Origin of the sequence: Pseudomonas urmiensis (assembly GCF_014268815.2) — a bacterium.
Lineage (GTDB): Bacteria > Pseudomonadota > Gammaproteobacteria > Pseudomonadales > Pseudomonadaceae > Aquipseudomonas > Aquipseudomonas urmiensis.
On the sequence record NZ_JABWRE020000001.1, the window covers coordinates 3,778,927 to 3,793,941 of the forward strand.

General features: G+C 59.3%; 10 protein-coding genes. 5 read left to right on the forward strand and 5 right to left on the reverse strand.

The features are described 5' to 3' along the window. Positions 1–229: 229 nt before the first annotated feature. From HU737_RS26445 to ung, 4 genes are all read right to left on the reverse strand, one after another. Positions 230–3,400 carry an autotransporter outer membrane beta-barrel domain-containing protein gene (locus HU737_RS26445; RefSeq protein WP_217838536.1) on the reverse strand — a complete coding sequence of 1,057 codons (3,171 nt, stop codon included), beginning with the start codon at positions 3,398–3,400 and terminating at the stop codon, positions 230–232. Between the two features lie 487 nt (positions 3,401–3,887). Then, positions 3,888–6,239 carry a hypothetical protein gene (locus tag HU737_RS16995; RefSeq protein ID WP_186553986.1) on the reverse strand — a complete coding sequence of 784 codons (2,352 nt, stop codon included), beginning with the start codon at positions 6,237–6,239 and terminating at the stop codon, positions 3,888–3,890. Positions 6,240–6,453: 214 nt separating this feature from the next. Then, the gene (locus HU737_RS17000; protein WP_186553985.1) at positions 6,454–8,391 is read right to left on the reverse strand and encodes a hypothetical protein; all 1,938 of its coding nucleotides are present in this window, start codon (positions 8,389–8,391) and stop codon (positions 6,454–6,456) included. 111 nt (positions 8,392–8,502) lie between these two features. Further along, positions 8,503–9,195: a uracil-DNA glycosylase gene (ung, locus tag HU737_RS17005; protein ID WP_186553984.1), complete on the reverse strand. Its 693-nt coding sequence runs from the start codon at positions 9,193–9,195 to the stop codon at positions 8,503–8,505. A 128-nt stretch (positions 9,196–9,323) separates the two neighbouring features. Between ung and dspII the strand changes: the two genes are divergently transcribed. Further along, positions 9,324–10,427: an enoyl-CoA hydratase/isomerase DspII gene (dspII, locus tag HU737_RS17010; protein ID WP_186553983.1), complete on the forward strand. Its 1,104-nt coding sequence runs from the start codon at positions 9,324–9,326 to the stop codon at positions 10,425–10,427. Positions 10,428–10,461: 34 nt separating this feature from the next. Here dspII and HU737_RS17015 read toward each other — a convergent pair whose 3' ends face one another. Then, positions 10,462–10,923 carry a hypothetical protein gene (locus HU737_RS17015; protein WP_186553982.1) on the reverse strand — a complete coding sequence of 154 codons (462 nt, stop codon included), beginning with the start codon at positions 10,921–10,923 and terminating at the stop codon, positions 10,462–10,464. Between the two features lie 212 nt (positions 10,924–11,135). On the opposite strand from HU737_RS17015, the gene HU737_RS17020 reads away from it, so the two are divergent. From HU737_RS17020 to HU737_RS17035, 4 genes are all read left to right on the forward strand, one after another. Continuing rightward, the gene (locus HU737_RS17020; protein ID WP_186553981.1) at positions 11,136–12,614 is read left to right on the forward strand and encodes a sensor domain-containing diguanylate cyclase; all 1,479 of its coding nucleotides are present in this window, start codon (positions 11,136–11,138) and stop codon (positions 12,612–12,614) included. Then, positions 12,611–12,841, forward strand: a complete 231-nt coding sequence (locus tag HU737_RS17025; protein ID WP_186553980.1) for a cysteine-rich CWC family protein — start codon at positions 12,611–12,613, stop codon at positions 12,839–12,841. Before HU737_RS17020 ends, HU737_RS17025 begins: the two co-directional genes overlap by 4 nt. Before the next feature lie 109 nt (positions 12,842–12,950). Beyond that, positions 12,951–13,643 carry a pseudouridine synthase gene (locus HU737_RS17030; RefSeq protein ID WP_186553979.1) on the forward strand — a complete coding sequence of 231 codons (693 nt, stop codon included), beginning with the start codon at positions 12,951–12,953 and terminating at the stop codon, positions 13,641–13,643. Positions 13,644–14,099: 456 nt separating this feature from the next. Further along, entirely contained in the window at positions 14,100–14,984 is an 885-nt protein-coding gene (locus HU737_RS17035; protein ID WP_186553978.1) for an alpha/beta fold hydrolase, read from the forward strand. Positions 14,985–15,015 lie beyond the last annotated feature (31 nt).

Consider the following 15,015-nt stretch of genomic DNA (forward strand, 5'->3'; position numbering starts at 1 on the left):
TGAAGTCCCACGTGGCGTACCGTCTCGATACCATACGTATTCAACATGCAGCGTGTATGAGGACTGGCCGAGAAGCAGGGGTACTGCCAGATCTTCCCACTGCGCCGTTACGCTACGTGGATCGAAACTGGCAGAACTGCTAGGAAAAGGGCTTCTGCCCAAGTTAATCCCAAGAATCGACACCCAATAAAAAAGGAAGCCGAAGCTTCCTTTTCTCTAACCGCGCTTATCAGAAATCGTAGCGCACACCCAGGTTCACCCCGTAAGGCTGCTCGATGTGCTTACCATTGCTGTACTCCACATCCGCATGCACACGGAACTGCTTGGACAGCGCCAGCGACACCCCCGCCCCCAGCTCAGCACGAGAACCGGACAGGTCATTGTTGAACACGTTGTTGTTCACCTGTACTTCGTTGCGCTTGACGAACTCGTGGGCGAAAGCGGCCTTGACGTAAGGCTGGAGCATGCCGCCGCCATCGAGCGGGATAGTCTTGCCGACAGTGGTACCAACCTTGCCCAGCAGCGACCTGGCAGTATCACCTTCGGCGCGCAGACCGTTGTCGAAGCTGTAGTCCTTGCCAGCTACCACGGCTGTGGCCACCTGGGCAAAGGGCTCGATGAAGTAGCCATCGTTGAGCTTGATGTGCTTACCGGCCTCAACCGAGCCACTCAGGCCGTGGGTGTCGTAGTCGCCCTTGGTCCGGGTCGAGTCGCTCAAGCCAACCTTGGCGTTGTTCTGGTAGCGGTTGTACTTGACCACGGTGTCGACGTAGTAACCGGTCTCACGGTCCAGCCAGGTGGCGTAACCGCCCAGGTAGTAGCTGTCGACCCGGCCCGAAGTGCCATAGTCGAGGTTCAGGTCCGAGCGACTGGTACCACCCAGCACACCCACCAGCCAGTCGGTCTCGGCCACCTGCATGTCGGCGCCCAGGCTCAAGCCATGTTGGTTTTGCTGATAGCCAGCGCCCGATGACGCGCCGCTGACATTGTACTTGTTGCCATAGGCGCGCATCCACAAGCCGGCATCGCGGCCTTCGCTGTAGCGCAGCTCACCCATGCGGCTGCGCAGCGAGCTCAGCTCACCATAGGCCACCGTGATCGGGGTATTGAACAGGGCCATCACCGAACGGGTCATCGGCGAGATGGTGCGGGTCTCGCGGTTGAGTACCCAGTCGTTGTTTTCATCCTTGGTCATTTCATAGGAGTAGGCGCCTACATCCACTCGGTCGCGGTCGTTGAGCAGGTGGAACTGGGCTGCACCATCTTGCGTTTGCACTAGGCGCATCGACTCCACGGTGGCCTCATTGCCGCTGCTGGCGACCAGCAAGCCGTGATTGCCACTGGAGCTGCCAGTAACGATCAGTTGATCGGTTTCACCGCTGACAAAATCACTGCCCATGACGAACGTGCCGTTGCCGGACAGGTTGTTCACCGTCAGCTCATGGAAACTTGGGGTGTCGCCGAAGGTCACTTGACCGCCATTCAAGGCCAGGTCACCGACGCTGCTGTTTCCGTTCAGGGTCCAGTTCGAGCCGCTGGCAACGTTAGCGTTGCGCACGTTGTTCAGCGTACCCAGCAAGGTCGAGTTATTGAACAAGCTGACGTCGGCCATTGCGCCGGAGGCGGCGGTGACGTTACCGGTCATCTGGCCCTGGTCCAGCGCAAGGCTGAGCGAGCCGGTGTTGGTAACCGTGCCATTGCCCGTCAACGCCGCCTGGTTGAAGGTCGCAGTAGTGCTGCCGGCCGAATCGATGTTGCCCTGCATGGCGCCGCCGTTGAAGGACAGATCGAGCTTGCCTGCATCGGCGACCACGGCATTACCGGTCAACGTCGCTTGATTGAAGGTGCTGGTAGCAGCGCCTGCCGACTGAATATCGCCGGCCATGCTGCCGCCGTTTAGGGTCAGATCAAGGGTGCCGGCGTCAGTGACGATCGCGTTGCCGGTCAGTGCTGATTGGCTGAGGTTCGCTGTGACAGTACCGGCAGACTCGATGTTGCCGTTCATGCGTCCATCAGTCATGTTCAGGTTGAGTGTACCGCCGGTTGCGGCCACGGCATCGCCGGTAAGCGTCGCTTGATTGAAGGTAGCTGTGGCAGTGCCGGCAGACTCGATATCGCCAGCCATGCTGCCGCCGTTCAAGCTCATGCCAAGCGTGCCGCCGTTGAAGACCGTGGCATTACCGGTCAAGGCCGTTCGCGTGAGGTCGACCGTTGCACTGCCAGCGGAGTCGATGTTGCCGTCCATGCGCCCATCAGTCATGGTCATATTGAGCGTACCACCGGTAGCGGCAAGGGCATTGCCGCTCAGCGTCGCTTGATTGAACGTAGCCGAGGCCGTGCCGGCAGACTCGATATCGCCAGTCATGCTGCCACCGTTCACAGTCATGCCAAGCGTGCCGCCGTTGGCGACTGTGGCGTTGCCCATCAACGCAGTTCGCGCGAGGTCAACCGTTGCGCTACCAGCGGAGTCGATGTTGCCGTCCATGCGCCCATCGGTCATGGTCAGGTTGAGCGTACCACCGGTAGCAGCAACGGCATCGCCGGTCAGGGTCGATTGATTGAAGGTGGCCGTGGCATTGCCAGCAGACTCGATATTGCCGGTCATACTGCCTTCGCTGAATGACAAATTCAGCGTACCGGTATCGGTAACCACAGCGTTACCGGTCATGTTCGACTGTTCGAAACTCACCACTGCAGCACCGGCAGAATCAATGTTGCCGTTCATGGCCGCGGTGTCAGTGAACCTAGCGGAGGCATCGCCCAGTTCGCTGACATTCAGATTGCCGTTGAGCGTCGACTGATCGAGTGACGCATCGAGCGTCCCCGCGATCTGAAGATGGCCATCGATCTGTGAATTGTCGAAAAGCAGGTCGCCGAGGGCTTGCTCAGCAACCGTGACGCCGCCTACCAGCCGAGAGTCTTCCACTACAGCGGCAAGGTTACTGGTACGCTCCAGGTTAAGTGCGACGCCATTGTTACCGGTCAACGTCGAGCCATTGCTCACTTGCAAGGTGGCCTCTGTGCCCCCTCCCGCCGCTATTGCCGGGCCATTTACGCCTACCACGTGGGAATTATCCAGCGTGAGTGCTGGCACGTTGACTGTCGGACTCTCTTGCGCCAGACGGATGCCTGCGGTTTGGCCAGTGATGACACTGTTAGCACTGACATCGGCACTGCCTCCGAGCAGTCGCAGCCCCACCCCGGCGGGGGTGGTTGCCGTAACCTGCGAACGCTGGATGATCAGCTGACTACGGGCGGACGCCTGTGCGCCGGCAAAACCGCCACTAATCTGACTGTCGGTTATACGGGCAGTAGAGCCGATGTTCAACCGCCCCAACAAGACCCCGGTGAGATTGGTCGAGGTGATGGTGGCGTTGCCAATAGTCGCTTGACTGTCCACAAGTCTGATAGCGCTAACGGTCGGCGCCGTCGTCGTGCCGCTGAGAATGTTCAATGTAGATTGAGAGGATTGTATTGCCCCTGTCTGCGCCCCATCGACGGTCAATACCGAAGCGGCACTCAAGTTGTAGGTATCCAGAGCAGTGGTCGCATCAATAGTCAGGCTCTGCCCAGTTAGATCCCGTGCATGCAGGGGGCTGGCAGCCAATGTCAGTAAACTGATAACACCAGCGAGGGACAAGGCAATTTGTTTTTCCGGGCGAGTTCGGCAGTTTCGCATCTTCGAGCTCCAATTTCGGGCATGAGATGTACAGAAGGCGCGACTGTCGCGCGCTCCAATGAATAAGCGCCGGCAATTTATTCTTTTGGATGGCCCTTTTCTGTAGGAAAACTCAACAACCGTATGAGTTCTTTCCTACAAGAATTGTCTCTAATCACGAAAACTAGCGCCGCGGTGGCCATCACAACCACCGCGGCAGTTTCAACACTTAGAGGGCAGGCCCACAGACTGTATTGGTCTGCAGTCTGCTGTACCGAACAAGGCAGTCAGCGGTACTACCGAAGCCTCCGTCAGCTTTAGTCACGGTGAAACTGCTGACGAAACTACCGCTGGCAAGTGCCGGCGTTGGTCCACTGCCGACGTTGTAGAACATGATCTGGCTATACGGCACGCTGTGAAGCAGGCGGCGATCATTCACGTCAGCTTGAGTGACATCATGATCGAAGGTGTAGTGTTGATTGACCAAGGCAGTACCCAGAGCATTACTGGAGTAGGTCAGGGTAATCGTAACGATGTCACCGACAACTAAAGTGGGCTCGATAATTTCAAGATTGATACCAAGCCACGGCTGCGCCCCGCAGTTAATGATACCGGTTTGGGTAACGGGCGAACCTGGCCGACGGTTCTGCTGCTGTATGACCTGCCCGTTAGCTACGCGAGTGTCGGCAACAGCGGTATATCTAATGAACGACGTTAGCGCCAAGGTAACGAATTGAACCCTGACATCGGTAGTCGGCGAACGCTGGAAGTTATTCGCGTTGGCCGCTGTGTCATCTGCATACACTTCATAGTAGATAGGCTTGCGCCCATTGCCGCGCGCCGTGATCACAGCTTCCGGCAACGCCACGGTAACCGTGGTTCCTACAGTCTCGTTGCCCACCAGTTCAAGTTCAGCGACTTGATCAGCTGCCGTGCCACCATCGTAGAAGAACCTGACCACATGACCGGCAGCCAGTCCTTCATAGTAGGTAAACGTGATGACGCCATCCTGGCCTGTATCACGACTATCGATCAAGTTGTCGGTCTGTGAAGCAGGACCCCGTACAACAACTGGCGTAAGCGCTGTATTCACAGGGCCTTGGTCAATCGGTACTGGACCCACCGTGCGCAGATCCAAAGGCACGATGGCGCGAGGCGAGATACCGAGATCGGCGGTCCCTCGGCGCAAGGTATATTCCACATTCAGATCATAGAAGGACTGACCGCCTAATCTAGGCACTGCCAGATCATCCCAACTGGCGATGACGGTGCGAGGGTTACTACCGTATGTGAACGTCGGCAGTGTCACGACATTACCGGTATCTCCTGGGGGGTTGGCAGCAATGGGACGGATCAGGCGCATTTCGATCAGGTCGCCGGGCTGTGCATTGGTAATATCCGGCACCCGAATAGGCAGCCCCGTGCGGGCAATCACGCGATCCACGCGCGCAGCGGTAATGACTGGCGCAGGCAATACCCCAGGTACAGCATCCAGCCGCAGGGTGACCTGCAGAGACTGGGAACGACCCGATCCCCAACCAGCACGATCGATCAGCTCATATTCCAATTCCTTGGGCCCCTCTCCCAGCGCAAGAAGCGCAATGGAGGGAATGGCCACAGTAGCGTTAGGAGCAGGAGCGGGAAGGGGCAGGGGTTGAGCCTGGTCATCAATTGGCCACATCACGGCCTCATGCACGATAACCCCACCGGCCCTGACCACAATTCGATCACCTGGCCAGGCGCCAGTGGCCAGTGGTACAGGAAACTCAATGAGCTGATTGCTCTCGAGTAGCGCTCTGGTTAGCACGACCGGTGCGGTGATGCCGGCAGGGGTTGTCGGGATACCTAGCGGACCCGGTGTTGAGCGAAAGGACGGCGGAGTCGCATCTACGAACAACGGCTGTAGGGGCGACATCGCATCGTTTAAGACAATTTCGTTAGTGACAATGTAAAAAATGTTGTTGAGCCGATCCGGGTCAAGCCAGCGGATGAAATCTGGAGTAAGCGTGAACGTGTACTCGGTAGGACTGGTAGCCGTGGTGAGTTCAAATGGCGTACTGAATAAAAAATCTCCGTAGCGAATATTGTTGGCCGGATTATTTCGGTCCTGCCGCCCGAAGTAAATAACGTCATTAGTGCCGGCATAATCCGGAGCTTCCGTGTCCGATACCGTGGATGCCCAACGCGGCACGGTAATGGTGATTAAGCTATTTCCGCTACTATCGGCATCTTCCCACGCCGCGGCGGGAACGGTATTTTGACGTGCATCATCAACATCTGGCAAGATATTGCTGAGGGTAAAAGCCGCGGCCGCAAGAATAGAAATGTCCGCTGGCGCATCCGTACCGGCTGCGAGCCGGGTCCGCGCTTTAGGTTTTGTACTCGACGTCAATAGCTTGTCATTGGCTTCTTTTCGACGCGCTGACATTTCTTCAGCTTCTAGTCGCTGCTCGGCCAGAGTACGCTCATTCACACTGAGCGACAGGTCCTTCTGCACCTGTCCGATCGGCGCAACAAAATCGCCTGATTCAATGATCACCAGTGTGCCATTATCGCTGGAGTCTTTCTCTTGAATAGTCATTGTCTCTATCCCTAATCTACTAGCCGGAGTGTAATTATCCCTACCACTGAACGCTCTACTACAACTACTCATCTTCTTTGAACACTGTAATTATCTTTCTGACATGGCCATCCGCCCTCCTCTGCTGGTCTGAGCAGATATCGATAGGTGCTACTGCATGTCATGAAACGTCTGTAACTTAGGTCGACACTAAATTGCTAACTGCCAAGCAGTGTTAAACCCTCACATCACCCGTTGGGGTACAGACCACAAAGCTTGCTCGCTGGAGATCGATGGGCACCCAGGACAGTGGCGCTTCAACGGTTCGGCCATCTGGCTTGGTCAACCGATAGCCGATCCTCGCGTAGCCCGTGTAAACCCTCCCGGCTGCGGCGAACACATCAAAGATCAGCCTATTGAACTCGTTCATCTGCAAGGTCTGCGCACCCGCCTGGGTGACCACTATTGGCGCAAGATATTCCGGGGCTGGCATAAGCGGCTGGGAAGCCACCCCATCACTCTGCGTGCGGAACAACTGCCAACGCAGCTCCAGACGGTCTCTCACCTGAATGTCCGCGTGCTGCGCAACGGTCATCGTTATGCCTAGCCAGGGTTGCGTGGCACAGTTGAGAATGGGTTGGAAAGGCGTCAGTCGTGGTCTGGTCACCGTCAATCGAGTCAGTTGTGCCGTGTCAACTCTGACCGACGTCGGGTTGGCTCGTTGTCGGTTGCCGCCTATCGCCGTTCGGTAGAACACCTGCACGGCAGGGCCATCACCGCCTTGCCTGATCACCTCGTAAGGCACCGGGGAAAAGGTAACCCTCTGTCGCGGCGGTTCATTACCGCTCACCAGGTAAGTAGCAACCACCTGTGGCAAGTTCCCCCAATGCAGCTCAAGCACCTCACCGGCGCGGGGGCTTGGGTAAAGCTCAACATCGACCATGACGGCCAGAGCGACATCCGCAAGCCCGAGGACGTTATCCGCCGTGCGCCCCCTCACCACCACGGGAGCAAGCTGTGTGTTGACCTCTCCGGGCCCCTGCGGATCAGGCCCTGCCACGCGCAAATCGACGTTCACCTGGATGACAGGTGAAGGCGACCTTCCCGCATTTTGCACCAGCTCATAGCGCACTGACCGCAGCACTGGGCCAACGAAACCATCGGCGGTGATCGTCGCCCAGGGCACGATCACAGTGGCAGGCCACTGCGGGGTAGCAGGTACTGGCCATAGCGCAAGCGGGCGATCATTCCAATAGACCTGAATGCTATCGCCGGCGAGCGCCTGGGTGATTTGCGGGACTTCAACAGTTACCAACCCACGCGCCTCCTGCAGATCGATCAAACCATCGCTAGCTAACGGTACGACTGGAGCAGGCAGCACTGGGCCGACAGTCAAACGTATCTCGACGTCCCGCGAGGTCGATTCACGACCGACGTTGCCCGAACGGTCAAGCAACTTGCTGACCACTCGGAACTGCCCATCACGTAATAACCCGGCCGGGACAGCGATAGGAAACGGCTGCAGATTGATGTTCTCAGGCGTGACTTCGACTTCCACGGTAGGCGTTTCGGGTGTCGCCGCTTGCCCTTGAGGGATAACAAATAACAAGGCACGGTCGCCCAAGCGTATATCGACCCAGCGATCGAGGAAAAAGATCGCTTGCTGAGCATTGTTGGCGAGATAGGTAGGGTCAACCAGTCTCACGTTATCGTTACGCAAGGGTGCAGGATTGCCGAAGTTGGGTGCTGTTCGATCAATACGAATCTGTATGGAAGAAGACGTGCTCGGATTGCCGATGACCTCCACTTCGGCCGAGTAGCCAACCGACCACACGCCTTCACGGTTGAGCAAGTGTGCGGGCATCTGCAACTGCACCGGAAAGAAATCTACCGCGCGGGGCTCCATTTTTACTGGAAACTCTGCGACTGCCGCGCCTTCCCACAAGCAACGAAAGATCATCTGCGGATCGGTGTAACCCTCACTCACCAACTGTGCATAGCTAGCTTCGTAATCTGCCCAACCGAGCACTTGCATCTCCAACGCAGCGCCCTGCGCGGTGAGCGGTACGGTGAAGGCACCGTTTTCATCGGCAAGCAATGCAAGCACTGCGGGCAGGTTCGGTTCAGGAAGATCCGTGGTGCCGGCCCTGGTACTTGGTAGCGGCTGCGTCATGAAACACCCCTCTGGTGCAGGCCTGCAAAGTTCGGCTTGCGGATTTGCTGGGTGAAATCTAGCGCGCAACGCAGCCAGGGCGAAACTGACAAAAATGCTAGGTAGTTACCTTCAAAGCGGCCGCAGCGCCCAATCGATCGGGCTCATGCCATGCTGCTGCAAAAAGCCATTAGCCCGACTGAAATGGCCACAGCCAAAGAACCCACGATAGGCCGACAGCGGCGATGGATGCACCGACTTGAGCACCAGGTGCTTGGTGCCGTCGATCAGCTTTTGCTTGCTCTGGGCATGGGCGCCCCACAGCAGAAACACCACGTTGGGGCACTGCTCGCTGACCAACTGAATGATTCGATCAGTAAACAACTCCCAACCTTTTTTCGCATGCGAAGCGGCATTGGCGCGCTCTACGGTCATGGTGGTGTTGAGCAACAACACGCCCTGATCGGCCCAGCTCTGCAGATAGCCATGATTAGGAATGGGCAGGTTCAAATCACGCTGCAGTTCTTTGTAGATGTTGACCAGCGAAGGCGGCGTAGCAATGCCCGGCTGCACCGAGAAACACAAACCGTGGGCCTGCCCCGGGCCGTGGTACGGGTCCTGGCCGAGAATGACCACTTTGACCTGGTTCAGCGGCGTCGAATTCAGCGCATTGAAAATCAGCGGACCCGGCGGATAGATCTCCTTGCCAGCGGCGTACTCCTGACGGAGGAATTCGCGCAGCTGGTGCATGTAGGGCTGGTCGAATTCAGCGCGTAGCGCCTCCTTCCAGCTGGGTTCGAGCTTGATGCGGTCGTCGTCGGTCATGGGGCTGTCCAAAAGCAAAGTGGCGCGACACTAGGAAAGCTGCCCTGGCTTGTCAATCGATCCGACCGACGACCAGCGCGATCTGCTCAGCAGGCCATACTTGGCGGATGACTTGTGCGAGGTAGTCCATGTCCATTACAAGCGAGGTACTCACCGGCGTCGATGGCGCCCGGATCGGTATCGCCACCCTGGATGCACCCAAGGCGCTCAACGCATTGGGCCTGCCGATGATCGAGGTGCTCGACGAGCAACTGCGCGTTTGGGCCAGTGACCCGGGAATCGTCTGCGTGCTGCTGCGTGGCAGTGGCAGCAAGGCCTTTTGCGCTGGCGGCGACGTGCGCGCGCTGGTCGATGCATGCCGTGAGCATCCCGGTAGCGTCCCGCCGCTGGCGGCGACCTTCTTTGCCGCTGAATACCGCCTGGATTATCGCCTGCACACCTACCCTAAACCGCTATTGTGCTGGGGGCATGGGCATGTGCTCGGCGGTGGCATGGGCCTGCTGCAAGGCGCGGGGGTGCGTATCGTCACCCCCAGCAGCCGGTTGGCCATGCCGGAAATCAGTATTGGCTTGTACCCCGATGTGGGCGCCAGCTGGTTCCTCAGCCGCCTGCCCGGCAAGCTGGGGTTGTTCCTGGGGCTGACCGGGGCGCCGATCAACGCGCGTGATGCGCTCGATCTGGGCCTGGCGGATCGTTTCTTTGGCGAGCACCAGCAGGACGCGTTGATCGAGGAGCTGCTGCAACTGAACTGGCAAGAGCAAACCAACCTGCAATTGAACAGCCTGCTCAAGTGTGAACAGCACCGTGCCAGCGTCGAACTGCCGCAAGCACAGTGGTTACCACGCAGGGCGTTGATTGACGAGTTGCTCGATGTCGCCGATCCGGTAGCTGCCTGGCGGGCGCTGGCTGGGCTGCAGCAGCATAGCGACCCATTGTTGGCCAGCGCTGGGCAACGTCTGCATGCAGGCTGCCCGCTCACTGCACACCTGGTCTGGGAGCAGATTCAGCGGGCCCGGCACCTGTCGTTGGCGCAAGTGTTCCAGATGGAATATGCGATGAGCCTTAATTGCTGCCGGCACCCGGAGTTTAGCGAAGGCGTGCGCGCGCGACTGATCGACAAGGACAACCAACCGCGCTGGCACTGGCCAGATGTGGCGCAGGTGCCCACAGCGGTGGTGGCGGCGCATTTCGCCAAAGTCTGGGAAGGGCGCCACCCCTTGGCCGATCTGTAGGGTTGTGCCGGAGCTGAAGGACGCCGCTACCCGCTTAGCGGTGCCAGTTGCGTTCACCGCGCGGCCCATCCGGGCGGCGATTGCGGTCACCGCGGCCGTTGGAGTGCCAGCGATCATCCTGGTAGCGGCGGTTGTCGTTGCGGTAGTCATGCCGGTCGCGGTCGCGACCATAGTCATAGCGCTGGCGGTTGCCGTAGTCATTGCGCGGATTGCCGTGCCACTGCTTCACCCCAGGCTGCGGATAAGGCCGGTAATGCGGCACTGGCGCTGGCCGATAGTAACGCGGCGCCGGTTGGTAATAGCGCGGTGCGGCTTGATAGTAGTAGCGCGGCTGCGGCGCTACGTAATAGCCGCGGTCATAGCGTTGATAGCCGGGATAGGCGTAGCGATCGGCGCTGTAGTACTCGGTGCGATAGTAGCCGCCGTTACCGTAATAAGGGGCGCAGGCGCTGATCAGCAGCGCCAGCAGGGCGATCAGCAAGATTCGTGGGGACATGGCGGCCTCCTGGACCGCTGGAGTGCCCGGCACAGCGGCGCTGGCGAGCGTCGATCGGCATGCGTTGATCGACACTGATTAAGACAGTTGCGCCAAGGTCCAGTGCCATTTGCGCAACAAATTGAAACAAGTCGGATACCCCCAAAAAACATGCAGTCATTTTCCGGTCATCTCACTAGAATGGCGCCACTGGCACACATCACGGGAAGATCATGCCGTCACGTTCCGCCTTGTTCTCACAGCGCTCGCTGATCCTGACCCTGCTGCTGTTGCTGGCGTGTGGTTTTCTGGCCACTTCCCTGCTCGGCTATTTCGCCTCGCGTAGCGCCATTCGCGATGGCATCGTCAATACCGAGTTGCCCCTGACCTCCGACACGGTCTATTCGGAGATCCAGAAAGACCTGATCCGCCCAGTGCTGATCTCCTCGATGATGGCCCAGGACACCTTCCTGCGTGACTGGGTGCTGGCCGGCGAACAGGACGCCGAGCGCATCACCCGCTATCTGGGCGAGGTGATGGGCAATCAGGACACCTGCACCGCCTTCTTCGTCTCCGAGCGCACGCTCACCTATTACCAGGCCAAGGGCGTGCTCAAGCAGATCAGGCCCGGCACCTGGCGCGATGCCTGGTACTACCGCCTGCGCGAGCTGAACGAGCCCTACGAGATCAACGTCGACCTGGACATGGCCAACCAGGACAAACTCACGGTGTTCATCAACTACCGGGTGCTCGACTATCAGGGCCAGTTCATTGGCGCTGCCGGGGTGGGCCTGAGCGTGGAGTCGGTCGTCAAGCTGATCGACGACTACCAGCGGCGCTACCAGCGCTCGGTGTTTTTCACCGATGCCAGCGGCAAGGTCTTGCTGACCGGCTCGGAGGGCGCTGCGCATGGCCTGCGGGTGGGCCAGCAACTGGCCGAGAGCCGCGAGTTCGAACAACTGCTGGCGCGCATGCCCATCCCCGGCACTGGCAGCCATGACTACCTCGACAGCGAAGGCCACAGCCACTTTCTCAATGTGCGGCAGATCCCCGAACTTGACTGGTACCTGCTGGTAGACAAGCGCGAGACCGGCGCGCTGGAGCGGGTGCGCCAGTCGCTGTACTTGAATCTGGCGATCTGCGCAATGATCACCCTGGTGGTGTTGTCGCTGCTGCATGCCATGGTTAAGCGCCATCAAGACAGCATCGAAGCGCTGGCCACCCTCGACAGCCTCACCGGTCTGCCTAACCGGCGCAGCTTCGATCTGCTGGCCGGGCAAGCGTTGCAAGAAGCCCAACGCGACAGCACGCCCTTGGTGGCGCTGCTGATCGATCTGGATCATTTCAAGGTGCTCAACGACACCCACGGCCACCTGGCTGGCGACGAAGTGCTGCGCCAGTTCGCCAACGTCCTGCAGGGCAGCTTGCGCCAGTCGGATATACTTTGCCGCTGGGGCGGTGAGGAGTTCATCGTGCTGTTGCGTGAAGCCGATGGTCGGCAAGCGTTCGATGTGGCGGAAAAAATCCGCCGGCGCACTGAGCAGCTGACTTTCAGTTACAACGACCAGCCGCTACGCCTGACCACCAGCATCGGCCTGAGCAGCCTGCAACGTGACGACACCCTGCACACGCTGCTGACCCGCGCCGACCATGCCCTCTATCGTGCCAAACAGGGCGGACGCAACCGCGTCTGCTGCGAGACAGCCTCATGACCGACAGCCAGCGCTGCCCCGCCTGCGGCGCCCTCAACCAATGCGGCCTGGCCGACCCACGCAGCGCTACCCAGGGTTGCTGGTGCTTTGCCGTGACCATCGACCCGGCGGTGCTCCAAGCCCTGCCCGCCGAACTGCGCAACCAGGCTTGCCTGTGCCCACGTTGCGCAGCGGTCGATGAGCAGCTCAAAACACCGCCCCGTGGGAGCGGGCTTGCCCCGCGATAGCGTCAGATCAGCCCCCCCAATTGAGGCTGCTGATGCTATCGCGGAGAAGCAGCGAATCCGCCAGCAATTGGGTAGACTGCGCGCCCTTTTTCCACTTTCAGCTGCGCTCATGCGTCTCGACCGTTTCCTCGCCAACCTCCCTTGCTACAACCGCCAGCAGGTGCGCTTGCTGCTGGTGCAGCGGCGCGTGCGCGTGGATGGCGAGATCGTTGTCGATCCGCTGCATGAAGTGCGTGAGTTCAGCCGCGTCGAGGTCGATGAGCAGTTGCACCAGGCTGGCCGGCCTGCGCGCTACCTGATGCTGCACAAGCCCGCCGGCTGCGTCAGTGCCACTCACGATCGGCAACATCGCACTGTGCTTGAGCTGTTGCCGGCCGAACTGCGCGAGGATTTGCACATTGCCGGGCGGCTGGACTTCAACACCACCGGGTTGCTGATCCTGACCAACGATGGCCAGTGGTCGCGGCGCTTGACGCAACCGAGCACCAAACTGCCGAAGGTCTATCAGGTGCAGACCGAGGATGAAATTGGCGAGCACTACCCTGCCAAGTTTCGCGAGGGGTTCTATTTTGCTTTCGAGGACCTGACCACCCTGCCCGCCCAGCTGCAGATCCTGGGTACGCATCAGGCCCGGCTGGAAATCGTCGAGGGGCGTTATCACCAGGTCAAGCGGATGTTCGGCCACTTTCAGAACAAGGTGATCGGGCTGCACCGGGAGAGCATGGGCAGCATTGTCCTGGACCCGGCCCTGGCGCCGGGCGAGTTCCGCGAGCTGACCCAGCAAGAGATCGCGGCGGTCTGAGACACGCGGTCATTCTCAGCAGTGCTATCGCGGGGCAAGCCCGCTCCCACGCTCCCGCTCCCATGCTCGGATTTCACGTGGGAGCGGGCTTGCCCCGCGATAGGGCCTGACCTGAGTTACGCCCCATACCAGCGCACCCACAACCGCCCAGCGGTTTTTCCTACACGATTACCCGAACGGCACTTGCGGGATCGCCAACCTGCTGCTTGAATCGAAATCGTCAGTCTGCATGTGACTTGCCAGTCACGACCGCAGTCCAAGACGCCTTTTGCCGGCCACCCAGGGTCTCGATACCCTGGGGCACGGCGAATTGCCCGCCAAAAACAATACCGTCGACACATGTGCCAAGGATCGACACAGGGCCCGGTAAAACTCTTCAAGGCATGTGCCTACCTGTCATAAACAACGTGCACCCTAGGTGACGCGAATACCCTTTTTGCGCCAGGAGTCGATGACATGAGGCCAGAAATCGCTGTACTTGATATCCAAGGTCAGTATCGGGTTTACACGGAGTTCCATCGCGCGCACGGCGCCGAGAAGACGATCATTCTGATCAACGGATCGCTGGCGACCACTGCCTCGTTTGCCCAGACGGTGCGCAGCCTGCACCCGCAATTCAATGTGGTGCTGTACGACCAGCCGTATGCCGGCAAGTCCAAGCCCCACAACCGCCAGGAGCGTCTGCTGACCAAGGAGACCGAGGCGCATATCCTCCTTGAGCTGATCGAGCACTTCCAGGCCGACCACGTGATGTCGTTCTCCTGGGGCGGTGCCTGCACCCTGCTGGCGCTGGCGCACCAGCCACGGTTGGTGAAAAAGGCCATCGTCAGCTCGTTCTCGCCAGTGATCAACGAACCCATGCGCGACTACCTGGAGCGCGGTTGCCAATACCTGGCCGCTTGCGATCGCTATCAGGTCGGCAACCTGGTCAACGACACCATTGGCAAGCACCTGCCGTCGCTGTTCAAGCGCTTCAACTACCGGCATGTCAGCAGCCTGGACAGCCATGAGTACGCGCAGATGCTGTTCCACATCAATCAGGTGCTGCAGCACGATCTGGAGCGGGCGCTAAAAGGCGCGGCAAACATCAATATCCCGGTGATGTTCATCAACGGTGATCGTGACGAATACACCACCGCCGAAGATGCCCGCCAGTTCGGCAAGCATGTGGGCCAGAGCCACTTCAGCGTGATCAATGGCGCCGGGCACTTCCTCGATATGGAGCACAAGACCGCCAGCGAAGCGCTGCGCAACGTCATGCTGGGCTTTCTCAAGCCGACCACGCGTGAGCCCCGTCAACGCAACCACTATGTACAGGGGCACCATGCACTGGCCATCTGAGCGCATCGGCGTCCTGCAGCCCTTTGACTAC

Excerpts from the sequence above, each read along its gene's own strand:
- HU737_RS16995 (WP_186553986.1), bottom strand. The coding sequence starts at position 6,239 with ATGACTATTCAAGAGAAAGACTCCAGCGATAATGGCACACTGGTGATC.
- HU737_RS17000 (WP_186553985.1), bottom strand. The coding sequence starts at position 8,391 with ATGACGCAGCCGCTACCAAGTACCAGGGCCGGCACCACGGATCTTCCT.
- ung (WP_186553984.1), bottom strand. The coding sequence starts at position 9,195 with ATGACCGACGACGACCGCATCAAGCTCGAACCCAGCTGGAAGGAGGCG.
- dspII (WP_186553983.1), top strand. The coding sequence starts at position 9,324 with ATGTCCATTACAAGCGAGGTACTCACCGGCGTCGATGGCGCCCGGATC.
- HU737_RS17015 (WP_186553982.1), bottom strand. The coding sequence starts at position 10,923 with ATGTCCCCACGAATCTTGCTGATCGCCCTGCTGGCGCTGCTGATCAGC.
- HU737_RS17020 (WP_186553981.1), top strand. The coding sequence starts at position 11,136 with ATGCCGTCACGTTCCGCCTTGTTCTCACAGCGCTCGCTGATCCTGACC.
- HU737_RS17025 (WP_186553980.1), top strand. The coding sequence starts at position 12,611 with ATGACCGACAGCCAGCGCTGCCCCGCCTGCGGCGCCCTCAACCAATGC.
- HU737_RS17030 (WP_186553979.1), top strand. The coding sequence starts at position 12,951 with ATGCGTCTCGACCGTTTCCTCGCCAACCTCCCTTGCTACAACCGCCAG.
- HU737_RS17035 (WP_186553978.1), top strand. The coding sequence starts at position 14,100 with ATGAGGCCAGAAATCGCTGTACTTGATATCCAAGGTCAGTATCGGGTT.